Origin of the sequence: Bifidobacterium simiiventris (assembly GCF_019331715.1) — a bacterium.
Classification (GTDB): domain Bacteria; phylum Actinomycetota; class Actinomycetes; order Actinomycetales; family Bifidobacteriaceae; genus Bifidobacterium; species Bifidobacterium simiiventris.
Genome location: NZ_JAHBBG010000001.1, coordinates 67,408 through 93,225, shown reverse-complemented (window position 1 = coordinate 93,225; position 25,818 = coordinate 67,408). Strand labels below are relative to the sequence as shown.

Here is a 25,818-nt window from a genome sequence, read left to right as displayed (position 1 = left end):
GCGGCATGAGCGACCAGATCGTAGACCTGATCGAATCGGTCATGCCCGGGCCGATGGGGCCGACCGGCCCGCAGGGGCCGAAGGGGGAGCGGGGAGTCAGCCAGGACGACCTGTTGGACGTGCTGAGCGTGTTCGCGTACGAGAGCCCGCAGCGCTTCGATATCTCCACGGCCGCGCAAGGCAAAGCGTTGGACGTGAACACGGGCGAGCCGGTCGACCGCGATCCCTATATGCTGTCCGACTGGATCAGCGTGACGGACTATCGCGGCTGGTATGTGACCGGCAGCACGAACGCGCTCGTCGCCTACTACGACGAGACACGAACATGGGTCAAAGCGTCGTACTCGACCAACATCACGTACGTGAGCCAGCGGCGCATACCCGACGGGGCGTCGTGGATGCGCGTCAGCCCGTCCAAATCCGACACGACGTTCATGCTCATATTCACGAAGGACAAGCAGACCTCGACGCCCGAGTTCAAGCCGTACGGGAAGTTCCTTGCCGACGACATCCGCACCCACGACGTGCCCGAGGACCAGGGCGCGGAGAACGCCGGGAGGCCGCTCGTGGTCGGCCAGGACGGCATCGTCACGCTCGGAAACACGACGGCCGAGGCCGAGGACCCGCGCCTGACCGTCGGCACCCGCATACCGAACGGCGGCACCGGGACGGGCGACGCGGGCGACCAGACCATCAGCATCGGCGACGGCGCGTGCCGCGACGAGTCGTGCGGCATCATCGCGATCGGCGTGGACGCGGCCGCCAGCACCACCAGCCGGGCAGGCAGCGACGACGGGCACTATTCGGTCGCGATCGGCCACCGCGCATTGAAAGCCAACACCAGCGGCGACCACAACACTGCCGTCGGCTGGGGCGCGATGAGCGACAACACGGCCGGCGACGGCAACACCGCGCTTGGCGAGGACGCGCTATGCCACAACAAGACAGGTAATGCGAACGTGGCGGTCGGCAACCGCGCGTACCAGTCCGGCACCGGCAGCAGGAACACGGTGGTCGGCGCGACCGCGATGTACACCAGCCAGGCTGGCGTGAGCGCGCCGAGCGGCGACGCGAACGTGGCGGTCGGCGCGGGAGCGGGCGAGGCGACCGGTACGGGCCGGTACAACACGAGCGTGGGCACGGGCGCGAAGCCCGGCATCGCCGACGGCATGTACCAGACCGTGCTCGGCGCTGGCGCGAAAAGCGACCGAAGCCGCCAGGCGGTCATCGGCTCGTGCAGGCAGGGCAGCGAGAAACCCGTCGAGACGATCCTCAATGGCGATCTGACCGTGTGCGGCACCGACGGCGTGTTCCGTCGGCTCGCATTCAATGCGGACGGCACCGTCACCTGGACCGACGCCACCAGCCAACACCCCACACTCACCCAATGACCAAGGAGCATCCAGTGAATCTTCCCGCCGGCCTGCCCGCCTGGGCGTACATCCTCGTGAGCGCGATGATATTGGCCGCGCAGGTCGTGACCGCATTGTGGATCGACCGGAAGGGCGACGAGCGAGACACGGCCACGCGCGGGGAGATCACCAACAACCACAAGACCCCGTTGCGTGATGACCTCGACGAGAAGAACCGGCGCACCCTGGACGCGATCGACTCATTGCGCGAGACGGTCGAGGCCCTGCGCGACGACGTCAACGGCGAGTTCGCGACCGTCAACCGGCGGATCACCACGACCGAGCAGAACGTCGTCGAACTCAGGCACGAGGTCAACGACCTACGCAACCAACGGCAATAAGCCGTCTTTCGAGACCGGGCCCCTGCGGAAAACCGCGGGGGCCTTTCCATATCCACCACATCATCGGAAGGAGCAAGGATATTGGATCATCGCAACCATATTCGCAACAAGGGCAAGCCGCGGGCACGCGGACTCGCCGCGTCCGTCGTCGCAATACTGCTCGCGTTCACGCCCGCCATCGCGTTGGCGGACATGCAGGGCATCGACGTGTCCTCGTACCAGCCCGCGGACATCACCTGCACCGCCCAGTATGATTTCGCCGTCGTGAAGGTCAGTCAGGGCGTCGGCTACGAGAACCCCTCATGGCGGCAGCAGGCACAGTGCGTGATCGACAAGGGCAGGAAGCTCGGCCTCTACCATTACGCGGGCGGCAATGATCCGGTCTCGGAGGCCGACTATTTCACCGCTCTCGCCAAACCGTACATCGGGCGCGCCACGTTGAACCTGGACTGGGAGCAGTACCAGAACACGGCGTGGGGCGATGCGACGTGGGTTCGCCGGTTCGTCAACCGCGTGCACGAGTCGACCGGAGTATGGCCGCTCGTCTACGTGCAGGCGTCCGCCCTAGGCCAGATCCCCGCGGACGTGCGCAAAAACTGCGGACTATGGGTCGCCCAGTACGCCAGCAACGCGCAGACCACATACCAGGCGAACCCGTGGAACTACGCGATCTACGGCGAGGCCATGCGCCAATACGCGAGCAACGGACGCATCAACGGCTATTCGGGCCCCTTGGACCTGAATTACTTCCGTGGCGACGGCGGGCAGTGGGACGCGTACGCGAACCCCGCCCGCAAACCCCAGACCGTGACCAAACCGGTCACCCCGTCATCCTCGCACACTGCGACCGCGCCCAAACCCTCCCTCGACACGCTCGTGGCCGCCACCCTGCGCGGCGACTACGGCAACCTGCCCGAACGCAAGCAACGCCTCGGCAGTGATTACGAGCGCGTACAGGCGGAGATCAACCGGCGCGCCGACACGACCACCGGCAGTACGACCGCCGTCACGCGGTCGACGAGCGTGACCGTGCGCGCGGGCGACACGATGAACGCGATCATGCAACGCACAGGCCTCTACCCCCTGTCCGCATGGCGCGTACCCAGCGGTGATCCGAACCGCATCTGGCCCGGCCAGACCGTCACCTACAACGGCGGCGGCACGGTCGCCACGACGACGCCGAGCGGCCATGTCGTGCGCGCGGGCGAGAGCCTGTGGTCGATCTATGGCACCGGCTGGAGTGCTGCCGCGGCCCGTAACGGCATCCCGGCCCCGTACATCATCCACCCCGGCCAGATACTGAGATAACCCATCCGGCCGCACCCCACACGCGGGATGCGGCCGCTTCCCCCCAAGGAGCATCATGACAGAACAGACCGCCACCGACGACACCACCCACGAACTCAAGACCGTCGGCGACCTCCTCGCCGACAAGACCAACACCTCGACCATCGACGACACCGGCGCGGACGTGCCCGACTGGCTCATCCCCAACCGCGCGTACGACATCCTCAAATGGGTCGCGCTCATCGTCCTGCCCGCCCTCGCCGTGTTCACACAGGTCGTCGCCCCCGCTTGGAACCTGCCATACGCCGATCAGATCGTCACCACGCTCAACGCGCTCGGCGTCCTCGTCGGCGCGATCATCGGCGCCAGCGCACTCAAGGCGTCGGCCGCGATAAAATAGAGTCAGCGGGGTTGGTCCCGAATGGCGGACAAAACGGCAAAACCGGTCAAATTCAACCGTTGGATGTGTGGTAAACAATGTGGTACGCAACTTCCGAACACACCCGTTTTTCCACTGATTCCAACGATTAACGGGTTTGCGGGGTAATTCCCCGCATCTCCACCAACACAAGCGCCGCTCCGAAAGGGGCGGCGCTTTTTTGTTGTGCCTGCGGATCGCGCCGCTCCCGGGCATACGGCCGGTTCGGGGCGTGGAAACGGCCGTAAGCCCGGGAAGGGGATGGCGCATTGCGGGTGAGGAGCTGGAGCCCGCTGAAGGCCGTCATCCCACTGGCGGGGGAGCGTGAGCCAGAAGGGGCGGCCAACACGCGCGGGGGAGTTGGCTTGACACCGTCGCGGGTTGTGGGGACAATGGTACTAAAGCGCTTTAGTAAACCGTGGGAGCGCAACGACGAAGCCGCCCGATGCCGGACGGCGCACACATGCCGACCGATCGGCACACAGACAAGGGAGTGCAAGGCCAACGATGTTCCTCAAACCCGAACAGCAACTCGAACGATGCACGCGCATCCTGCGCCAACGCGTCCAACCGCATATCCATCCGGTCATCGCACACCTGAACGTCGAATCCTTCGACATTCCCGGCGAGCCGATGCCGAGCGACGAATTCTTCGCCAAGGTCAACGCCGGCGAGATCGACTTCAAGCCGTTCACCATCGGTAGCGAATGGGGCACCACCTGGGGCACCGTCTGGTTCCGCCTCACCGGCCAAGTGCCGCAAGGCTACCCGGCCGGCAAGCCGCTCGAACTGATCCTCGACCTCGGCTGGTACCCGCACTCCTGCGGAGGCCACATCGAAGGACTCGTCTACCGGCCCGACGGCACCGCCATCAAGGCCGTGCACCCGCTCAACATCTGGGTGCCGTTCATGGATGCGGACGGCAACGCTCAAGTCCCCATCGCCGAGGACGGCAGCTTCACGCTGTACCTCGAGGCGGCCAGCAATCCGCTGCTGCTCGGCGTACCCCCGTTCATCGAGACCGAACTCGGCGAGAAGGCCACCGGCAAGCCGGACGAACCGTACGTGTTCAAAGCCGCCGACCTGACCGAATTCGACGCCGACTACGAGAACCTGCGCGTCGACCTCGACGTCGTCAGCCAGCTCATGACCTACGCCGACAAGTCCTCGCCGCGCTACTGGCAACTCGCCAAGGCCCTGCAGCGGGCACTCAACGCACACGACGAACGCGACCACGACTCCGTCAACGCCGCCCGCCGCGCCCTCGCCGGCGTACTCGCCAAACCCGCGAACGCGTCCGCCATGAACGTGAGCGCGATCGGCCACGCGCACATCGACTCCGCATGGCTGTGGCCGGTACGCGAAACCCGTCGCAAGGTCGCCCGCACCGTCTCGAACGCGCTCGCGCTCATGGACGCCGATCCCGACTTCCAGTACGCGATGAGCTCCGCCCAACAGTACGCCTGGCTCGAGGAAGACCACCCCGACATCTACCGGCGCATGCTCCAGCGCATCAGGGAAGGCCGGTTCATCCCCGTCGGCGGCATGTGGGTCGAAGCCGACGGCATGCTGCCCACGGGTGAATCGCTCATCCGCCAGATCTCCTACGGTCGCCGATATTTCAAGGAGCACCTCGGCGTCGAGCCTCGCGGCATCTGGCTGCCCGACAGCTTCGGCTACACGGGAGCTTGGCCGCAGATCGCGCGCCGCGCCGGATACGAATGGTTCCTCACGCAGAAGATCTCGTGGAACGACACCACCAAGTTCCCGCACCACTCGTTCCTGTGGCGCGGCATCGACGGCACGCCGATCTTCACCCACTTCCCGCCGTCCGACACGTACGCCGCATGGTGCAAGGTGCAGGAGCTCGACTATGCCGAGAAGAACTTCCAGGACAAGGACCTCGCCGACCGTTCGCTGCTCCTCTTCGGATTCGGCGATGGCGGCGGCGGCCCCACGCGCGACATGATGGAGCACCTGCACCGCTACGAGAACCTCGAAGGCGTCTCCAAGGTCACCATCGAAAGTCCGAACGACTTCTTCGACAAGGCCCGCACCCAGCTCGAGACGAACGCCGGTCCGGAAATGCCCGAATACCAAGGCGAGCTGTACCTCGAACTGCACCGCGGCACGCTCACCTCGCAGCAGGACATGAAACGCGGCTGTCGCAAGGAGGAATCGCTGCTGCGCACGGTCGAATACCTCGGCGCGGCCGCCACGCTCGCCGACCCGGCCTACGAATACCCGCGCGAGGAGATGGACCGCATCTGGAAGACGCTGCTCCTCAACCAGTTCCACGACATCCTGCCCGGCTCCGGCATCTCGTGGGTGCACCGCGAGGCGCGCGAGGACTACGCCCGCGACCTCGCCCGGCTCGCCGAGATCGCCGAAGACGCGTGCGCCGTGCTGCGCAAGGCGAACCCGACGGCCGACGTGCTGCCGACGGCGCGCATCAGCCAGTACCGAGCCGACGGTTCGTCGTGGCAAGTCCGGTCCGCGGGCGACCGCACTGCGTCCGCGGCGACGGTCGAGACGCTGGACGACGGCCGCGTGCGCATCGACAATGGGCTCCTGTCGGCGATCGTCGAAACGGACGGCACGATCTCGTCGCTGACCGACATCGCCGCACGCCGCGAACTCGTGCCGGCCGGAACCCGTCTCGGCCGCTACGAACTGCTCAAGGACGAACCCGCCGTCTGGGACGCATGGGAGATCGAACGCGAATCGCTGCTCATGGGCCATGACCTCACCGGTTCGATCGTCTCCGCCGAAACCGGCGACGACGGTGCGGCGCACGTCACGGTACGCACCGTCAACGGCGAGACCGTGGTCAACACGACCATCACATTGCGGCCCGGTGCCTGCCGGCTTGACGTCCACGCCGACATCGACTGGCATGAGAAGGAACGCTTCCTCAAGGTCGACCTGCCGCTTACGATCAGCGCCGACCGGGCGACCTATGACTGCCAGTACGGCCTGGTCACCCGGCCGATCGTCAAGAACAGCGCATCCGACGAAGCCAAGTTCGAAAGTGACACCAATCGGTTCGCGATCCTGCGTGAATCCGGTTACGCGGCCGCCGTCGTCAACGGTTCGATCTACGGATCGGACGCCGCGCCGATCCGAGGCGATGCTGCGGACGGTACCGGCAACGGCACCATGTTCCGCCTGTCGCTGCTGTCCGCGCCGACTTTCCCCGACCCGCGCACCGACATCGGCGCGCACGAGTTCGACTGGGCGATTGTGGCCGACGCGACGATCGAAAGCACCGTCGACGCGGCCTGCGAACTCAACGCGCCGATCCTGCGCGACGTGCCCGCGATCGCACCGCTTGTCTCGCTTGAGACACACCGCGGCGCCGTCGTGATCGACTGGATGAAACCGGCTGACGACGGCAGCGGTGACCTGATCGTCCGACTGTACGAAGCGGCCGGCGGACAGGCCGACGCGACGCTGCACGTGGCCGACGCGCTCAGGAATGCCACGGTGCGCGAAACGAACGTGCTCGAAGGCGACGACATCGCCGCCGACCTTCCGGTCGCGCTCACGGGCGAGAACGGACAGCCGGTCGAAGGCGCCGCATTGCACTTCGCGCCGTTCCAACTCGCCACGCTGCGCATCACGCGCTGAGACGAACGCAAGGCCGTCCCGCCTCCCGGACCGGGGAGCGGACGGCCTCATTCGCGGGCGTCGGCCGACATGGCACCGGCGTCACCATAATGTCAACCAGACCAACACCAACTAACATCATCAGCAAAGGAGCCGAAACCAGCATGTTCCTCATGCCCAACCAGCAGCTCGACCGATGCGACCGCGTCATGTGGCAGCGCGTCGAACCGCACATCCACACCACCCTGAGCGCCTGCACGCTGCGCGCGCACGACAACCCCGGCGAACCCGTGCCGTCAGGCGAATTCCTCGCCAAGGTGCGCGCCGGCGAAGTCGAATTCAAACCGTTCTCCATCCCCGGCACGTGGGGCACCACGTGGGGCACCACGTGGTTCGAGGTCACCGGTCGCATCGACCGCGAGGCGACCAGGGGACGCAAGGTCGAACTCGAGGTCGATCTCGGCTGGCTCGGCCACCGCGGCCCCGGCTTCCAGTCCGAAGGGCTCGTCTACCGCGCCGACGGCACCGCGATCAAGTCCGCGAACCCGAAGAACCACTGGATCCCGCTCGTCTACGCCGACGGCACCAGCACCGTCGACCTCGACGAGAACGGCGACTTCACCGTTTACATCGAAGCGGCCGCCAACCCGTTCGTCGAGGGCCCGACCCCGTTCTCGCCCACCGAACTCGGCGAAGGACCGACCGGCCAATACGACTTCCCGTACACGCTGAGCCGTATGGACGTCACCGTGTTCAACGAGGACGTGTTCGCCTACTACATGGACCTCGAAACCGTGGAGTCCCTGATGCGCGAGCTCAAGGACGACGACCCGCGCTACTGGCAGCTCGCCAAGGCCCTGCAGCGCTCGCTCAACGCCTACGACGAACGCGACATCGCCGGCACGCTCTCCACGGCCCGCGGCGAACTTGCCGGCGTGCTGGCGGAGCACGCGTCGTCCAGCGCGATCAGCCACATCGCCATCGGCCACGCGCACATCGACTCCGCATGGCTGTGGCCGGTGCGCGAAACCCGCCGCAAGGTCGCCCGCACGGTGTCCAACGTGCTCGCCCTGATGGACGAGGACCCGGACTTCAAGTACGCGATGAGCTCCGCCCAGCAGTACGAGTGGCTCGAGACCGAGCATCCCGACCTGTTCCGCCGCATGATGGAACGCGTGAAGGAGGGTCGGTTCATCCCGGTCGGCGGCATGTGGGTCGAATCCGACAACATGATCCCCTCCGGCGAATCGCTCATCCGCCAGATCACGTTCGGCCGCCGCTACTTCAAGGAGCACCTGGGCGTGACCCCGCGCGGCATCTGGCTGCCCGACAGCTTCGGCTACACCGGCTCGTGGCCGCAGATCGCGCGCCGCGCCGGCTTCGACTGGTTCCTCACGCAGAAGATCTCGTGGAACGACTGCACCAAGTTCCCGCACCACTCGTTCATGTGGGAGGGCGTCGACGGCACGCGCATCCTCACGCACTTCCCGCCGTCCGACACGTACTGCTCGTCCATGAGCATGCACGAGCTCATGTACTCGCAGCGCAACTTCCTCGACAAGGACCTGTCGCGCAACGCGATCCTGCTGTACGGCTTCGGCGATGGCGGCGGCGGCCCCACCCGCGAGATGACCGCGCGCATCCGCCGCGACCGCGACCTCGCCGGCGCCCCGAAGATCGACTTCGGCACGCCCGACCAGCTGTTCGACCGCGTGCGCAAGGATATCGTCGACGACGCGCGCGGCGAGACCCCGGTGTTCAAGGGCGAACTGTACCTCGAACTGCACCGCGGCACCCTGACCGCCCAGCAGGACATGAAACGCGGCTGTCGAAACGAGGAGGCCATGCTGCGCGTGACCGAATACCTGTGCGCCGCGGCCCGCGTCAAGAACCCGGACTACGTCTACCCGCGCGAGGAGATGGACCGCATCTGGAAGACGCTGCTCCTGAACCAGTTCCACGACATCCTGCCCGGCTCCGCGATCGCATGGGTGCACCGTCAGGCGCGCACCGAATACGCGCGCGACATCGCCCGGCTGCGCGAGATCACGCTCGAAGCCGGACGCGCGATCGCCGCGGCCGAACCGGACGACGCGACGGTCGCGGACGCGGTGATCACCCCGTACTCGCGTGAGATCTGCGACGCATGGACCGTGCGTCCGGCGGCCGGCGTCGCGCATGTCGCCGACGGCGAAGTGTCCGTCACGCACGACGGCGAGGCGACGATCCTCGACAACGGACGGCTGCGCGTGCGCGTCGAACCGGACGGCACCGTCTCCTCGCTGACCGACCTGGCCGCAGGGCGCGAACTCGTGCCCGCCGGCACGCGCCTCGGCCGCTACGAGCTGCTCAAGGACGAACCGTTCCACTGGGACGCCTGGGACATCCAGCGCGACGCGTTCCTCACCGCGAACGGCCTGGACGACGCGAGCGTGGAAGGCGTCGAAACGGGCGCGGACGGCAGTGCGGTCGTGCACGTCGTCACCAGGGCTCAGGGCGTCGAGATCCGCACGGCGATCACGTTGCGGCCGGGCGCGGACACGCTCGACTTCGCCGCAGACGTGGACTGGCACGCGGTCGAGAAGTTCCTCAAGGTCGACCTGCCGGTCGGCGTGCAGGCCGTCAACGCGCAGTACGAATGCCAGTACGGCATCGTCGAACGCCCGATCAACAAGAACACACGCTCCGACGACGCCAAGTTCGAAAGCTGCACCCACCGCTTCGTACGTATCGCCGATTCCGGCTACGCGGCCGCCGTCGTCAACGCGTCCACCTACGGCTCCGACGTCAGCCCCATCCACGAGGACGCGGCGCACGGCACCGGCCGCGGCACCATGATCCGCCTGTCGCTGCTGTCCGCGCCGCTCTACCCGGACCCGCGCACCGACCAGGGCGAGCACTCGTTCGCATGGAGCGTGGTCGCCGGGGCGCCGATGGGCGCCGTGCTCACCGAAGCGTCACGCCTCAACAGTCCCGTCGTAGGCCAGCTGCCCGCCATCGCGCCGCTCGTGACGCTCGCCGACGTGACCGGCGCGCCCGTGCTCGACTGGATCAAGCTCGCCGACGACGGTTCCGACGACCTCATCGTGCGCGTCTACGAGGCCGCCGGCGGCAACGCCACCGCCACGCTGCGACTCGACGGCGCGCTCGCCGGCGCAAGCGTGCGGGAGGTGACGTTGATGGAGGAGCCGGGACTTGACGCCGAACTGCCACGCGCGCTCGCTTCGGGCGACGATGCGGTGCCGGCCGACGGCGCGTCGATCGCGCTCGCCCCGTTCCAGCTCGCCACGCTGCGCATTTGCCGCTAGTTCCGCGGCGATCCGTCGCTGAGGGCTCTCCTCGAACCAGAGGGGAGCCCTCAGCGTATGCGTGGGCCTTCTTGCGGCGACACGCCGTATGGCGACATGCGGGGAACTGGTTTGCAAACATGCGAGTATCGTGTTATCCTCTAACTAAATCGCTTTAGTAACCGGCGATGGACCACGGCGGTCCACTAAATCGCTTTAGTCTCAGCGAAGAGCAGATATCACAACAGAGGAGAGCCATGCTGCTGAAAGTCAATCGTGAGATCGACCGCTGCAAGCGCGTCATGCGCGAGCGCGTCTGGCCGCATATCCACCAGACGCTGGCGCAGTGCGCCGTCGGCGCGGTCATGAACCCGGGCGAGCCGGAGATGCCCGCCGACTTCATCACCCGCGCCGTGTCCGGACAGGTCGACTTCAAGCCGCTCGCCGTCGGCGAGCCGTGGGGCACCTCGTGGGGCACCACCTGGATGCGCGTCGAAGGCCAGCTGCCGGTCGACCTGCCCGCAGGCCGCGCCATCGAACTGGTGTTCAACCTCGGCTGGCTCGAATGGCCGGTCGGCGGCCACATCGAGGCGCTGGCCTACCGCGCCGACGGCACCGTCATCAAGGCCCTCCACCCGCGCAACCACTGGATGCCGCTGGTCAAGGCCGACGGCACGCGCGACCGCGTCGTCAACCCGGACGGCTCCTTCGTCATCTACGTCGAAGGCGCGTACAACCCGAACGTCCCCTCGTTCACCGTCACCGAACTGGGCACCAAGCCCACCGGCAAGGCCGACGAACGCTACGAGTTCAGCTCCATCGACATCGCCGCGCTCGACCAGGACATGTTCGACTACTGGGCCGACCTCGACGTGATCACCGGCTCGCTCGAGAACATGAACGACGCCGACCCGCGCTATTGGAAGCTCGCCAAGGCCATGCAGCGCTCCATCAACCTGTGGGACGAGAAGGACTACGCCACCCTCGCGCCGGCACGCAAGGCCCTCGACAAGGTGATGTCCTCCCCGGCCAACGCCTCCGCGATGACCCTGACCGCGATGGGCCACTCCCACATCGACTCCGCATGGCTGTGGCCGGTGCGCGAGACCGAACGCAAGGTCGGCCGCACCGTCTCCAACGCCCTCGCCCTGATGGACATCGACCCGAACTTCACCTACGTGATGAGCGCCGCCCAGCACTTCGCCTGGCTCGAGGAACGCCACCCCGACCTGTTCGAACGCGTCAAGGAGCGCATCGCCGAAGGCCGCTTCATCCCGGTCGGCGGCATGTGGGTCGAATCCGACGGCACCATCCCGTGCGGCGAATCCCTCATCCGCCAGATCTCCTACGGCAAGCGCTACTTCAAGGACAAGCTCGGCGTGACTCCGAACGGCATCTGGCTGCCGGACAGCTTCGGCTACACCGGCGCCTGGCCGCAGATCGCCAAGCGAAGCGGCTACTCGTGGTTCCTCACCCAGAAGCTGTGCTGGAACGACACCACCCGCCTGCCGCACCACTCGTTCATGTGGGAGGGCGTCGACGGCTCGCAGATCTTCACCCACTTCCCGCCGGCCGACAAGTACGACTCCGACATGTCCGGTCACGACATGGCGTACGTGCAGCGCAACTACAAGGACAAGGACACCTCCGACCGCGGCATCCTGCTGTTCGGCTACGGCGACGGCGGCGGCGGCCCGATCCGCGAGATGGCGATGCGCGAACACCGCTTCGAAAGCTTCGAAGGCATGCCGAAGGTCGAATACGGCACGCCGGACGACTTCTTCGCCAAGGCCGAATCCGAGATGAAGGCCGAGGCCGGCGACGAGATGCCGCGCTGGAAGGGCGAGTTCTACTTCGAACTGCACCGCAAGACCCTCACCTCCCAGCAGGAGATGAAGCGCGGCTGCCGCAAGAGCGAATCCGCGCTGCGTTCGGTCGAATACCTCGGCACGCTCGCCGCGCTCGAAAACAAGGACTACACGTTCCCGCAGGCCGACATCGACCGCATCTGGAAGACGCTGCTGCTCAACCAGTTCCACGACATCCTGCCCGGCTCCGCGATCGAATGGGCGCACCGCGTGGCCCGCGAGGACTACGCCCGCGACCTGAAGCGCCTGCACGAGATCGCGCAGGAGGCCATCGAGGCCATCGCCGCCGCCAACCCTGACGCCGCGCGCATCGCCCGCGCCCGCATCAGCCAGTTCGCCGAAGTCGGCGCATGGACCCCGGCCAGTGTGGACGCGAACGGCGAGCCGGTCGCGATCGAACGCCACGACGACGGCACCGTCACGATCGACAACGGCCTGCTGCGCGCGCACATCGCCGCCAACGGCACCATCGACTCGATGATCGACCTGAAGACCGGCCGCGAAACGGTCGCCAAGGACGCCTCGCTCGGCCGCTACGAGATCCTCAAGGACGAACCCGGCGTGTTCGACGCCTGGGACGTGGAACGCGACGCCTTCCTGTGCGCCACCCCGCTCGAGGACGGCGAGATCGAATCGGTCGAAACCGCCGCCGACGGCACCGCGGTGATCCGCACCGTCAACGCCTTCCGCACCGACCGGATCGCCACGACCATCACCCTGCGCCCGGGCAAGAGCCAGCTCGACTTCCACGCGGACGTCGACTGGAACGTGCCCGAGAAGCTGCTCAAGGTCGACGTGCCGATGACCCTGACCGCCACCCGTGCACAGTACGAATGCCAGTACGGCCTCATCGAACGCCCGATCGTCAAGAACACCGAAGGCGACGAGGCGATGTTCGAAAGCTGCTCGCACCGCTTCGTGCGCATCCACGACTCGTCCTACGGCATCGGCGTGGCCAACGGCTCGACCTACGGCTCCGACGTCAGCTCGCTGCGCGACCATGACGGCGCGATCGCCGGCACCATGGTCCGACTCTCGCTCGTCGCCGCGCCCACCGCGCCCGACCCGCGCACCGACATCGGCCGCCACGAGTTCGACTGGACCGTGCTGCCGTGCGCCGACATCGCGCCGCTCGTCGCCGCGGCCGGCGAGATCAACGCGCCCGTGCTCGAGAACATGCCCGCCATCGGCTCGCCGGTCACGATCGAAGCCGCGGAAGGCACACCGGTCATCGACTGGATCAAGCTCGCCGACGACGCTTCGGGCGACGTGATCGTCCGCCTCTACGAGGCCGCCGGCGCCAAGGCCGAAGCCACGCTGCACGCATCCGGGCCGCTGTCCGGCTGGCAGGTGCGCGAGACCAACACGCTCGAACAGGACGAATCCTACGCGGACGAACCCGCCGGACTCGTCGGCGGCAAGCAGCAGGCCGAAGGCGCCAGGCTCGCGCTCAAGCCGTTCCAGCTGACCACACTGCGCCTGTCGCGCGCCTAACGGCAACAGCACAAGATTTCGGCTCCGGGACCTATCCCTTTCCCGGAGCCGACCCCAACCCAACCAACCACATAACTCAACCATCAACCCGATCCGCAGCGCGCACGCCGCGGATTTCACCCAACGCGGCCTTTTCCGGCCCGCATCACCACACGTTTCGACGAAGAAACATCACCAAAAAAAGATAAGGAGAAACCCATGAAGGGAACCCTCAAGAAGGCCGTCGCACTCGGCGCGGCAATCGCGATGATGGGCGGTCTGGCCGCCTGCGGCACCAGCTCGTCGAGCGGCAGCACCGAACTGAAGTTCCAGACCTGGAACCTCAAGAACGACAAGTTCACCTCCTACTTCGAGGACCTCATCGCCCAGTTCGAGAAGGAGAACCCGGGCGTCACCATCAAGTGGGTCGACCAGCCGGCCGACAACTACGAGGACAAGCTGTCCACCGACGCGGCCGCCGGCGAACTGCCCGACGTGGTCGACATGGGCCCCGAACCGGCCTACACGCTGGCCAAGGCCGGCATCCTGCTCAACCTCGCCGAAGCCGCGCCCGAAGCCGAAAAGGACTACCTGCCGGCCGCCTGGAGCGCCGCCACCTTCAAGGGCACCGACCTCGCCGAAGGCACCTACGGCTTCCCGTGGTACCTCAACTCCGGCCCGACCTTCTACAACAAGGCCGTGCTCGAGGAATGCGGCATCACCGTCGACCCGAACGACCCGCCGACCAAGCAGGACGACATCTTCGCCATGGCCGACACGTTCGGCAAGAACTGCGGCGGCAAGTACGCGCTGACCTCCGGCATCCCGTCCATCCAGGACTTCGGCATGTACGGCGTGCAGCTCATGAACGACGACCACACCGAATTCACGTTCAACAACGAGAAGGGCGTCGAGTTCGTCCAGCACTACATCGACATGTACAACGCCGGCGCGTTCACCGACGACATGCTCAACAGCTCCACCTCCGGCGAATCCAAGAGCTTCAACGGCGGCTCCCAGGCGTTCATGAACGGCAACGCGTACAGCGTCGACGACATCCGCAAGAACGCGCCCAAGGTGTTCGAGAACCTCGCCATCACCGACTTCATCGCCAACACCAAGCCGAACATGTTCATGGAGATGCTCACCGTCAACGCGACCAGCAAGCACCAGGACCTGGCCATCAAGTTCGCCCGCTTCGTGACCAACTCCGACAACCAGCTCGCGTTCGACAAGAAGGCCAACGTGTTCCCGTCCTCCACCGGCACCATCGACGACGACTTCTTCAACCCGTCCGACGACACGATGGACGCCGAGGCCATGCGCATGTCCGCCGACCAGATCCGCAACGGCGAGATCTGGGGCCCGCCGCAGTTCACCTCCGCCTGCTCCACCATGCTGCGCGAGGAGATCGCCCAGGCGCTGCAGGGCAAGATCACCGCGAAGGAAGCCCTCGACGCGACCGTCAAGTACTGCAACGAGCGCATCTAAGCGTCCCTCGAATCCGTAAGGAACCCCCATCATGGCTCAATCCAAGACCAAGAAGCGCGGCGGCAAGCCCGCCGCGCAGGGGGTCGATCCCCGCAACAGCGGCCGCATCGTCCCCTGGCTGTTCGTCCTGCCCCCGATCCTGTGGATCTGCACCTTCTCGCTGGTGCCGTTCTTCAACACGATCCGCCTGTCCTTCACCGACTCCACCCTGCTTCGGCCGGGCAAGTTCGTCGGACTGCAGAACTACATCACGATGTTCACCGACCGGCGTTTCCAGACCGCGTTCTTCAACTCGTCGCTGTACGTGGTGTGCATCGTCCCGTTCATGGTGATCCTGCCGCTCATGCTCGCCGCGCTCGTCGCCGAGAAGACCCGCATCATGAACTTCTTCCGCACCGCCTTCTATACGCCGGTCATCATGTCCAGCGTCGTCGTCGGCCTGCTGTGGACCAACATCCTCGACAAGGACGGCCTGCTCAACGGCACGTTCAAGGCCCTCAAGTGGATCAGCACCCCGATCCCGTTCCTCACCGACCGCTGGCTGCTGCTGTTCAGCGCCATGGCCGTGACCATCTGGAGCGGCCTGGGCTACTACATGCTCATCTACTTGGCCAACATCGCCAACATCGACAACACCCTGTACGAGGCGGCCTCCATCGACGGCTGCGGCGGCATCCGCCAGTTCTTCCACGTGACCCTTCCCGGCTGCCGCGTGACGATGATCCTCGTCATGCTCCTGAGCTCCATGTCCGCGTTCCGCGTCTTCGGCGAGATCTACATGCTCTCCGGCGGCTCGGGCGGCGTGGGCGGCGCCGACCTGACGATGACCATGCTCATCAAGCAGGAAGGCACCGGCATCAACGCCCGCACCGGCTACTCCGGCGCGCTCGGCATGGTCATGTTCGTGGTCCTCGGCTGCATCATCGGCATCGAATGGATCGTCCAGCGTAGGAGCGAAGACTGATGGCAAGCAAAGCAGTGATGGAAAACAAGTACAACCACGTCACCCCCGGCAAGGTCGTGCGCATCGTCGTGCTCATCGCCCTGCTGCTCTTCCTCGCCGCGCCGCTGCTATGGCAGATCTCGCTCGCGTTCAAGGGCCCCAAGGACGACATGTACGCCGCACCGTACCTCATCCCCGTCGACCCGACCATCGACAACTTCATCCAGGTGTTCAAGCGTCTACCGATCCTGTTCTACGTGTGCAACACGCTCATCGTCGCGGCCCTGAACATCGGCGGCAACATCATCTCAGGATGCTTCGCCGGCTACTCGCTCGCCCTGCTCAAATTCAAGGGCAAGGGACTGGTCGTCGGCCTGCTGTTCCTGTCGATGCTGGTGCCCGGCGAGACGATCCTCATCTCCCAGTTCCTCATCATCCGCAACCTCGACCTGCAGAACAACCTCATCGGCGTGGCCCTGCCCGGCCTGGTCAGCTCCATGAACATCCTCCTGTTCATGAACGCGTTCAACGCCATCCCGCGCGAGATGATCGAAGCCGCCGAAGTCGACGGCGCGAACATCTGGCAACGCTTCTGGCGCATCTGCGTGCCGCAGGTCAAGGGCACGATGGCACTCGTCGGCATCTTCTCCTTCATGGGCTCGTGGAACGACTTCCTGTGGCCGCTGATCGTGCTCACCGACGACTCGCACTACACGCTCACGCTCGGCATGAGCCGCCTGCAGGGCACCTTCGTGTCCGACCCGCGCGTCGTCGCCGCCGGCACCATCGTCGCCCTCATCCCGATCATGATCTTCTTCCTGGTCTTCCAGCGCTACATCTTCAACGGCCTGGAAGCCGGATCGGTCAAGGAATAACCCCGGAGCACACCCACCATGAAATTCGGAGTCAACTACACGCCCTCCGGCGAATGGTTCTACTCATGGCTCAACCCCGACTGGAACGCCATCCGCCGAGACCTGAAGCAGATCGCCGACCTCGGCGCCGACCACGTGCGCGTCTTCCCGCTGTGGACGCTGCTGCAGCCGAACCGCACATGGATCAACCCCAAGGCCCTCGTCGACCTGCGCCGCATGGTCGAAATCGGCGGCGAAGCCGGACTCGACGTCTACGTCGACGTCATCCAGGGACACCTCTCCAGCTTCGACTTCGTGCCGTCCTGGCTCGTCTCCTGGCATGACGCGAGCATGTTCGCCGACGAGCCGGCCATCGAAGCCCAATGCGACCTCGTCAAGGCCATCTACGACGCGCTCGCCGACGTCAAGGCGTTCGCCGGACTCACGCTCGGCAACGAATGCAACCAGTTCACCGACCGCACGCACCCGCGCCGCATGTTCGCCACGCCCGACCAGATCGGCGCATGGCTCGACCGGCTCATCGGCTCGGTCGAGAACCGCGCCCACGAGGACGGCCGCATGATCCTGCACAGCGAGAACGACGCCGTGTGGTACATGGACGGCCACGCGTTCCGCCCGCAGTACGCCTCCCGAAAGGGCGACATCACCACCGTGCACTCGTGGGTGTTCAACGGCACCGGCCAGCACTACGGCCCGATGTCGCTCGAAAGCACGCACCACGCCGCATGGCTCGTCGAACTGTCGAAGGCGTTCGCCGCCGAGGCGCACCGTCCGGTGTGGGTGCAGGAGATCGGCGCACCCGGCAACGTGGTCGCCCCCGAGGACGCGCCCGCGTTCTGCCGCGAATCGGTCGAAGCCATCGAGGACTGCCCGGACGTGTACGGCATCACCTGGTGGTGCTCGCACCGCATCCCGAAGACGTTCTCGGACTTCCCGTTCTTCGAACACGAACTCGGCCTGTTCGACGTGGACGGTTCGCTCACCGACGTGGGGGAGGCGTTCCGCGACGCCATCCGCTCCGCGAAGGCGAACGCGCCGGCCCCCGCACCGCGCACCACGGCCATCGCCATCCCCGTCGACGAGCAGGGCGACCCGACCCTGCGCGCCGCGCTCGCCCCGGCCGGCAGCGTGTTCGAGGCATGGATGGACCTGACCCGCCAGGGCGAACGCCCGTGCCTGATCACGTCCACGGACGCCGACGACCCGGCCAAGCTCGCCGCACGCGGCATCACCCGCGTCGAACGCGTCGAGGCCGTAGCCGGCAACGCGTACAGCGCGGTCTCCGATCCAGCGTTCGCCGACAAGGGAGAATAGCGGCGAATAAAATAGGCGGCGAGCGGGTGCGCCACAGCACCCGCAAGCCTCACACATCCCAAGCAGGAAAGGCGGTCGTCATGGTCGACGCGGCACGGTTCACGGTTGAATCGCACAAGGGCAATCCTCGTATGAACCCCCAATGCGTCGTCCAGGGCGACCGCTGGCGCATCGGTATCCTCACCGACTCGCTGATCCGACTCGAATGGTCCGACAGCGGCGAATTCGTCGACGAGCGCACGCAGACCGTCGTCAACCGCGACTTCGGCAGCGTGCCGCACTTCGACGTGCGCCGCGACGCGGACGGCTGGATCGACATCGAAACCGCGCATCTGCGCATCTCGTACAACGGCGAGCCGTTCAGCGCGGAAGGCCTCGCGGTAACCGTCAAGGACTCGCCGTCGCAGCACAGCACGTGGCGCTACGGCGACGCGCAGTCCGCCAACCGCGGCGGCACCACGCGCACGCTCGACCAGGTCGACGGCCCCGCACCGCTCGAACCGGGCCTCCTGTCCGGCGACGGCTGGGCGGTCATCGACGATTCGGCCGACAACCTCGTGCGTGCCATGCCCGAGGTCAACGGCCGAACCAATCCGTTCGGCGAATGGGTCACGGCCAAACCGCATGCCACGCGCGACCTGTACCTGTTCGGCCACGCGGGCCGCATCCGCGAGGCGCTGCGCGACTACTACCGGCTCACCGGCCCCGTGCCGCTCTTGCCGCGCTGGGCGTTCGGCAACTGGTGGAGCCGCTACCACCGGTATTCGGACGCCGAATACCGTACGCTGGTCGAACGCTTCGAACGCGAGGGACTGCCGTTCAGCGTCGCCGTGATCGACATGGACTGGCACGTCACCGACGTCGATCCGAAATACGGCTCCGGCTGGACCGGCTTCACCTGGAACCGCAGCCTGTTCGCGGACCCGGCCGGCTTCCTCGGCTGGCTGCACGATCACGGCATGCGCACCACGCTCAACCTGCACCCGCGCGACGGCATCCGCGCGTTCGAGGAATCCTATACGCGCGTCTGCACGGCGCTCGGCAAGGATCCGGCGCAGGGCAGCGCGATCGAATTCGACGCGGCCGACCCCACGTTCATGAACGCGTACTTCGAACAGGTTCTGCACCCGCTCGAAGACCAGGGCGTCGACTTCTGGTGGATCGACTGGCAGCAGGACGGCGTCACGCGCGTTCAGGGTCTCGACCCGCTGTGGATGCTCAACCACCTGCACTATCTTGACTCGGCCCGCCGAGGCAGTCGGCCGATCACCTTCTCCCGATACTCCGGATACGGCTCGCACCGCTATCCGGTCGGCTTCTCCGGCGACACGGTCGTCACGTGGGAGTCGCTCAAATTCCAACCGTACTTCACCGCCATGGCCTCCAACATCGGCTACGGCTGGTGGAGCCACGACATCGGCGGCCACATGTTCGGCTACCGCGACGAGGAACTGGAAGCCCGCTGGTACCAGCTCGGCACGTTCAGCCCGATCAACCGCCTGCACTCCACCGACTCGCCGTTCAACGGCAAGGAACCGTGGAATTTCCACGCAGAAGCCCGCGCGGCCATGACCGACGCGCTCAGATTGCGCCACCGGCTCATCCCGTACCTGTATGCGATGAACCGCCGCGTCGCAATCGACGGCGAACCGCTCGTCGAACCCATGTACTGGGAGTATTCGGGCGGCAACGTGCCCACCGAATTCCGGTTCGGCACCGAACTCATCGTCTCGCCGATCCTCGAACCCGCCAGCCGCGAGACGCAGCGAGCCAAGGCCGACGTGTGGTTCCCGCACGGCGACTGGTTCGATTTCTTCGACGGACGCCACTACGCATCCCGGCCCGAGGGCGGCCGTACGATGCAGGCGTGGCGCGGCCTCGACCGCATGCCCGTGTTCGCCAAAGCCGGCGGCATCATTCCGATGCAGCGTCTCGCCGACGACACGCACGGCGGCGTGCACGACGGCCCGCTCAACTCGACCGACAATCCGGCCGTACTCGACGTGCTCGTGTTCCCCGGCGCGGACGGCTCGTTCGCACTGTGGGAGGACGACGGCGGCGTCGGATCATCCAACCACTGGACCCGCACCGACCTCACGCTCGACTGGACGCGAGGCGCGTTCACCGTCGCCGCCGCGGCGGGGGAGCGGGCAGCGATCCCCGAACGCCGGTCGTGGCGCATCGTGTTCCGCGGCGTCGCCGATCCGGCCGCCGACCGCACGCGCGGCCACGCGACCAACGTCGCCGGCGACGATCACACGATCGATCTGTCCGGCATCGTCACCGCGACGATCGGCGGCCGCAACGTCGACTGTGTCACGACATACGACGAGACGACCCTCAGCCTGACCGTCGACATCGCCGACGTACCGATCACGGACGACCTGCGCATCGTCGTCGACGGAGGGCTCGCGATCGCCCCGCAACCGACCGAACGCGACGCATTCGCCGTGCTCAAGGACGCGCAAATGCTCTACTTCACCAAGGAACGCGCCTGGGACCTCGTGCGGCGCGAGGGCGCGAACGCGCTCGCCTCGCTGCACACGCTCGAAATGCCCGCGGGCGACTACGGGGAACCGCAATGGTTCTCCTCGCACATGCCGCAAAGCGTCGTCGAAGCGCTCGCGGAAGTGCTGCTACGCGGCTGAATTAGTCCCGTTTCTTCCTCTTCCCCAACAGCCGGCCAGACGGTCGGCCGGGCGCAAGCATGCCCGAAAACCGGACGGCAGACCCGTCCGAACCACAGATGTGTCGGCGCACAGCAGAGCCGACGACAAGAAAGGAAACCGATGAACAAGAAGACACTCGTAGCCGTGTCGCGCCGATTCATGGCGGCGGCGCTCGCCGGGGCGATGCTCGCCTCGCTCGCGGCGTGCTCGGCCACGTCCGGCGCGTCGGGCGTGAAGTACACGGTCACGCCGGAAAACGAGAACGAGGAGCTCATCCTCAAGAACCAGCCCGAATCCTCCTACTGGTTCCCCGACACCCTGCTCGAATGGAACGCGAAGGACGACCCGGACCTCGCCTACAACGTGAGCACCGTGCCGCTCGCCAAGCGCGTCGACAAAAAGGACCTCAAGGCCGTCAACAAGACCCAGAACACGGACACCAAGGTGATGGCCATCTCCATCATGAACTCGTCTACGTCCGGCAACGCGCCCCACGGCCTGAACAACGCGAACGCCAACACGTTCTCCTACTGGCAGTACGTCGACCAGCTCGTCTACTGGGGCGGCTCGTCCGGCGAAGGCATCATCGTGCCGCCCAGCCCGGACGTCACCGACATGGCCCACACCAACGGCGTGCCCGTGCTCGGCACCGTGTTCTTCCCGCAGAACGTGTCCGGCGGCAAGGTCGAATGGCTCGACCAGACCCTCGCCCAGGACGCGGACGGCTCGTTCCCCGTGGCAGACAAGCTCATCGAGGTCGCCCAGACCTACGGCTTCGACGGCTGGTTCATCAACCAGGAGACCGAAGGCGACAACGAGACCGCGCTCGGCGCCAAGTACGCCGAGAAGATGCAGGCGTTCATCAAGTACCTGAAGGAGCAGGCGCCCGACCTGCGCGTCGTCTACTACGATTCGATGACCAAGGACGGCGCGATCGACTGGCAGAACGCGCTCACCGACGAGAACAAGATGTTCATGACCGACGGCAAGACCCAGGTCGCCGACGACATGTTCCTCAACTTCTGGTGGACCGAGGACGAGCTGGCCGACAAGAACCTGCTCAAGGCGTCCGCCGACAAGGCCGCCGAGATCGGCGTCGACCCGTACTCGCTGTACGCCGGCGTCGACGTGCAGGCCAACGGCTACGACACGCCGGTCAAGTGGAACCTGCTCGCCGGCTCCGACGGCAAGACGCACACGTCGCTCGGCCTGTACTGCCCGAGCTGGGCCTACTGGGCGGCCGGCAACCCGACCACGTTCCGCGCCAACGAAAGCCGCCTGTGGGTCAACAAGGCCGGCGACCCGAGCCAGAACGACTCGTACGACGGCGACGAGGCCTGGCAGGGCGTGTCCAATTACGTGGTCGAACAGTCGGCCATCACGTCGCTGCCGTTCGTCACGAACTTCAACAACGGCTCCGGCTACAGCTTCTTCCGAGACGGCGAGCAGATCTCGAAGATGGACTGGAACAACCGTTCCGTCTCCGACATCCAGCCGACCTACCGCTGGACCGTCTCCGACCAGGGCGGCAACAAGACCAAGGCCGACTACTCCGACGCCGAAGCATGGTACGGCGGCTCGTCGCTCAAGTTCTCCGGCGTGGTCAAGAAGGGCGGCTCCACCGACGTGCGCCTGTACTCGGCCAATGTCAAGCTCGCCGACAAGACCGAACTGTCGATGACCGCCAAGGCAAACGCCTCCACCGAACTCGACGCCGTGCTCACGTTCGCCGACGGCACGAGCGAGACCGTCGCGCCGAAGTCGAACAAGAAGATCGGCGAGGACTGGACGACCGTCACATACGACGTGTCCAAGTACGCCGGCAAGTCGATGACCGGATTCGACATTACATACAAGAGCGACGAGGACAAGGCCGGCTACCAGCTGCTGCTCGGCAACATCACGCTCAAGGACGGCGCCGAAAAGACCTCGGCGGGCAAGGTCACGTCGGTGGCCGTCGGCGACAAGCAGTTCGACGACGACGCGATCTACGCCGGCGTGCGCCTGTCCTGGAAGGCCGACGGCGACGCGGCCGCCTACGAGGTGTACAAGATCAACGAGGACAAGTCCCGCTCCTTCCTCGGCATCTCCAACGTCGAGAACTTCTACGCCGCGTCCCTGACCCGCACCGGCGAGACGAACAACACCACGTTCGAGGTCGTGCCCGTCGACCGCTACGGCAACCAGGGCACGTCCGCCAAGACCGACATGGAATGGCCCGACAACAGCAAGCCGAAGGCCGCCGCCACCGCCTCGCGCACGCTCATCGGCGTGGGCGACGAGGTCACGTTCACCTCCGCCAGCTCCAAGAACACCAAGAGCGTCTCGTGGTCGCTGCCCGGCTCCAGCAAGGAGAAGGCCGACGGCGACAAGGTCACCGTCACCTACGACAAGGAAGGCGTGTACGACGTCGAGATCACCGCGAAAAACGACAGCGGCGAAGCCACGACCAAGCTCGCCGGAGAGATCGTCGTCTCCTCGAAGATCAAGTCCGGCGCCTCCCTGACTCTGCTGTCGCAAGGCAAGGCCACCGAGGCCGACGGCTTCACCAACAGCAACGAGCAGCCCGCGTTCGCGGTCGACGGCGACACGTCCAAGAAGTGGTGCGTCACCGGCCCGGCCCCGCACGAGATCACGGTGGACCTCGGCGACGTCAAGACCGTCAGCCAGATCGACATCGCCCACGCGCAGGCCGGCGGCGAGGACGCCAGCATGAACACGCAGGCGTACTCGATCGCCGTCAGCCAGGACGGCAAGGAGTTCACCACGGTCGCGACCGTGAAGAAGAACACCGCCGGCACCACGTCCGACGCGTTCGCCCCCGTCGACGCCCGCTACGTCAAGCTCGTCGTCGACAAGCCGACGCAGGGCAGCGACACCGCGGCCCGCATCTACGAGCTGCAGGTGCTCGGCGCGGACGGATCCGTGCTCTGACATCATGCGCCGGGCGCATGCCGGATACGCGCGACCCCGCGCCTCCGGCATGCGAACCCGACGGGCAAAGGGTGGTCTTCGCGCGCTGCACGGGGCCGCCCTTGCCGTATAATAGATAAAACGGTTTAGTTAATCCTGTCAATATGCGGTCGGACAGGGGAGCGAAAGTGGATCAACGATGACGAACAACGACGAAGACAAGGGTGCGGGCACCGCACGATCCTCCGGCAAACAACGGCGGATCGGCCTCAAGGACATCGCCGACGAACTCGGCATCTCGCAGACCGCCGTCTCGTTCGCGATCAACGACCGCCCCGGCGTATCCGAGGAAACCAAACGCAAGGTCAAACAGGCCGCCGCCAAACTCGGCTGGAGCCCCGTCTACGCAGCCCAGGCACTCGGTTCCTCCAAAACGATGACCGTCGGCTTCGCCCCCGCCCGATCCGCCGACGGACTGCAGGACGAAAGCTTCATGCTCCACTTCATGACCGGCCTGCACGCATCCTTCAGCGCCAAAGGATACGGCCTGCTCTACCGTCCATGCTCGTCGCTGAACGAGGAACTGGCCGTCTACCGCGACTGGTCGCGACGCAAACGCGTCGACGGCGTCATCCTCGTCGACCTGCGCGCCGACGACCCGCGCCCCGAACTGCTCAACCAGCTCGGCGTCACCGCGGCGCTCGCCGGCGGCCCCGATCCGTCCGGGCTGGTGCCGTCGCTGTCGATCGACGACTCCGGCACGATGACGAGCGTGCTCAGGCACCTGCTCGACCGCGGTCACCGCCGCATCGCCTACCTGTGCGGCGATCCGGCCCTCGACTACAGCCGGGACCGCGAGACGGCGTTCCGCGCGTTCGCCAAACGCAGCCGGCTCGAATCCATCCACGTGGAATTCACCGAATTCGACACGGCCAAGGCCGCCGAGACCACGCTGCGCCTGCTGCGTCTGCCGGTGCCGCCGACCGCGTTCATCTACGAAAGCGAGACGCTGGCCGCCGCCAGCCTGCGCGCGGTGAGCAAGCGGCTGCTCGAAACGGGGGAGTACCCGGCCGGCTTGCCCGCGATCGTCAGCTTCGAGGACAGCTTCATCTGCGAGGCGGTCTACCCGTCGATCACGTCGGTGCACCGCGACGCCGGCGAATACGGCGCGAAGGTCGCCAAGCTCCTGCTCAAGATGCTCGCCGGCGAACGCGTCAGCGGCAACCGCAAGATCCTCACACCGCAGCTCATCGTGCGCGAAAGCACCGAACGGACGGTCGGCTGACCCCGCCGCCGCGGCAGAGGGGTTGCGGGCGGCCGGAACCATGCCGTCCCGCATCCTCCGTATGCTCGCGCAACCGGTTCGATCATGCGAACATACGGACGTTCGCGCGTCCTTGCGCCCATCGATGTTATAGTTGATATAGAACAACTAGAACGCGTGGCGTGAGACGGGAGGAACAACGCCGATGATCATCGACATCGACCAACGCAGCGACATACCGATCTACGAACAACTGCACCGGCAGATCATCGCCGGCATCGCCAACGACGAACTCACCCCCGGCGACCAACTGCCATCCGTCCGCGCGCTCGCCGTCGACCTCGGCATCAACCTGCACACCGTCAACAAGGCATACGCCCTGCTGCGCGACGAAGGATACATCGTCATGCGACGCGGCACCGGCGCGAGCGTCGCCGACCGACGTGCCACCGACACCACCGACGGCGCCGACACCGCGACAACCCGCACCACCGACGAACAAACCAAACGCATGAACGACGACCTGCACCGGCTCGCGCTCGCCCACAAAGCCCGCGGCGGCAGCCTTGACGCATTCCTCGACGCCGCACGACGACAGGCCGAACGCGTCTACACATCATCAAGCGAGCGCGACATCAGACAGGGGGAATGATC

General features: G+C 66.1%; 15 protein-coding genes. All 15 read left to right on the top strand.

What is annotated here, in order from left to right; translation table 11 throughout:
- Nucleotides 1-5 precede the first annotated feature (5 nt).
- The 15 genes from KIH76_RS00345 (at nt 6) to KIH76_RS00275 (ending at nt 25,816) form a co-directional block, all read left to right on the top strand.
- On the top strand, nt 6-1,391 hold the full coding sequence (locus KIH76_RS00345; RefSeq protein ID WP_219068563.1) for a hypothetical protein: 1,386 nt from the start codon (nt 6-8) through the stop codon (nt 1,389-1,391).
- A 14-nt stretch (nt 1,392-1,405) separates the two neighbouring features.
- A complete protein-coding gene (locus KIH76_RS00340) occupies nt 1,406-1,753 on the top strand; it encodes a DUF2746 domain-containing protein (protein ID WP_219068561.1) in 348 nt (115 codons plus the stop codon).
- An 81-nt stretch (nt 1,754-1,834) separates the two neighbouring features.
- On the top strand, nt 1,835-3,061 hold the full coding sequence (locus KIH76_RS00335) for a GH25 family lysozyme (RefSeq protein WP_236036727.1): 1,227 nt from the start codon (nt 1,835-1,837) through the stop codon (nt 3,059-3,061).
- Between the two features lie 55 nt (nt 3,062-3,116).
- The gene (locus KIH76_RS00330) at nt 3,117-3,440 is read left to right on the top strand and encodes a phage holin (RefSeq protein ID WP_219068559.1); all 324 of its coding nucleotides are present in this window, start codon (nt 3,117-3,119) and stop codon (nt 3,438-3,440) included.
- 525 nt (nt 3,441-3,965) lie between these two features.
- Nucleotides 3,966-7,088, top strand: coding sequence for an alpha-mannosidase (locus KIH76_RS00325; protein ID WP_219068557.1), 3,123 nt, complete (start codon nt 3,966-3,968; stop codon nt 7,086-7,088).
- A 143-nt stretch (nt 7,089-7,231) separates the two neighbouring features.
- Nucleotides 7,232-10,375, top strand: coding sequence for an alpha-mannosidase (locus tag KIH76_RS00320; protein ID WP_219068555.1), 3,144 nt, complete (start codon nt 7,232-7,234; stop codon nt 10,373-10,375).
- Nucleotides 10,376-10,611: 236 nt separating this feature from the next.
- Nucleotides 10,612-13,716, top strand: a complete 3,105-nt coding sequence (locus KIH76_RS00315; protein WP_219068553.1) for an alpha-mannosidase — start codon at nt 10,612-10,614, stop codon at nt 13,714-13,716.
- A 198-nt stretch (nt 13,717-13,914) separates the two neighbouring features.
- Entirely contained in the window at nt 13,915-15,186 is a 1,272-nt protein-coding gene (locus tag KIH76_RS00310) for an ABC transporter substrate-binding protein (protein ID WP_214373028.1), read from the top strand.
- A 31-nt stretch (nt 15,187-15,217) separates the two neighbouring features.
- Nucleotides 15,218-16,150 carry a carbohydrate ABC transporter permease gene (locus KIH76_RS00305; RefSeq protein ID WP_217625321.1) on the top strand — a complete coding sequence of 311 codons (933 nt, stop codon included), beginning with the start codon at nt 15,218-15,220 and terminating at the stop codon, nt 16,148-16,150.
- Nucleotides 16,151-16,167: 17 nt separating this feature from the next.
- Nucleotides 16,168-17,004, top strand: a complete 837-nt coding sequence (locus KIH76_RS00300; RefSeq protein ID WP_214373145.1) for a carbohydrate ABC transporter permease — start codon at nt 16,168-16,170, stop codon at nt 17,002-17,004.
- A gap of 18 nt (nt 17,005-17,022) precedes the next feature.
- Nucleotides 17,023-18,318, top strand: coding sequence for a glycoside hydrolase 5 family protein (locus tag KIH76_RS00295; protein WP_214373029.1), 1,296 nt, complete (start codon nt 17,023-17,025; stop codon nt 18,316-18,318).
- A gap of 80 nt (nt 18,319-18,398) precedes the next feature.
- The gene (locus tag KIH76_RS00290) at nt 18,399-20,966 is read left to right on the top strand and encodes a glycoside hydrolase family 31 protein (RefSeq protein WP_219068551.1); all 2,568 of its coding nucleotides are present in this window, start codon (nt 18,399-18,401) and stop codon (nt 20,964-20,966) included.
- Nucleotides 20,967-21,107: 141 nt separating this feature from the next.
- On the top strand, nt 21,108-23,921 hold the full coding sequence (locus KIH76_RS00285; RefSeq protein WP_214373031.1) for an endo-beta-N-acetylglucosaminidase: 2,814 nt from the start codon (nt 21,108-21,110) through the stop codon (nt 23,919-23,921).
- 178 nt (nt 23,922-24,099) lie between these two features.
- Complete coding sequence (locus KIH76_RS00280; protein ID WP_219068549.1) at nt 24,100-25,185, top strand: LacI family DNA-binding transcriptional regulator; 1,086 nt, start codon at nt 24,100-24,102, stop codon at nt 25,183-25,185.
- Between the two features lie 184 nt (nt 25,186-25,369).
- The gene (locus KIH76_RS00275; RefSeq protein ID WP_214373033.1) at nt 25,370-25,816 is read left to right on the top strand and encodes a GntR family transcriptional regulator; all 447 of its coding nucleotides are present in this window, start codon (nt 25,370-25,372) and stop codon (nt 25,814-25,816) included.
- Nucleotides 25,817-25,818: the final 2 nt, after the last annotated feature.

Bases quoted from the DNA above. Each gene is read 5' to 3' on its own strand.
- KIH76_RS00320 (WP_219068555.1), top strand. From the start codon at position 7,232: ATGTTCCTCATGCCCAACCAGCAGCTCGACCGATGCGACCGCGTCATG.
- KIH76_RS00280 (WP_219068549.1), top strand. From the start codon at position 24,100: ATGACGAACAACGACGAAGACAAGGGTGCGGGCACCGCACGATCCTCC.
- KIH76_RS00295 (WP_214373029.1), top strand. From the start codon at position 17,023: ATGAAATTCGGAGTCAACTACACGCCCTCCGGCGAATGGTTCTACTCA.
- KIH76_RS00325 (WP_219068557.1), top strand. From the start codon at position 3,966: ATGTTCCTCAAACCCGAACAGCAACTCGAACGATGCACGCGCATCCTG.
- KIH76_RS00310 (WP_214373028.1), top strand. From the start codon at position 13,915: ATGAAGGGAACCCTCAAGAAGGCCGTCGCACTCGGCGCGGCAATCGCG.
- KIH76_RS00345 (WP_219068563.1), top strand. From the start codon at position 6: ATGAGCGACCAGATCGTAGACCTGATCGAATCGGTCATGCCCGGGCCG.
- KIH76_RS00275 (WP_214373033.1), top strand. From the start codon at position 25,370: ATGATCATCGACATCGACCAACGCAGCGACATACCGATCTACGAACAA.
- KIH76_RS00330 (WP_219068559.1), top strand. From the start codon at position 3,117: ATGACAGAACAGACCGCCACCGACGACACCACCCACGAACTCAAGACC.
- KIH76_RS00300 (WP_214373145.1), top strand. From the start codon at position 16,168: ATGGAAAACAAGTACAACCACGTCACCCCCGGCAAGGTCGTGCGCATC.
- KIH76_RS00285 (WP_214373031.1), top strand. From the start codon at position 21,108: ATGAACAAGAAGACACTCGTAGCCGTGTCGCGCCGATTCATGGCGGCG.
- KIH76_RS00290 (WP_219068551.1), top strand. From the start codon at position 18,399: ATGGTCGACGCGGCACGGTTCACGGTTGAATCGCACAAGGGCAATCCT.
- KIH76_RS00305 (WP_217625321.1), top strand. From the start codon at position 15,218: ATGGCTCAATCCAAGACCAAGAAGCGCGGCGGCAAGCCCGCCGCGCAG.
- KIH76_RS00315 (WP_219068553.1), top strand. From the start codon at position 10,612: ATGCTGCTGAAAGTCAATCGTGAGATCGACCGCTGCAAGCGCGTCATG.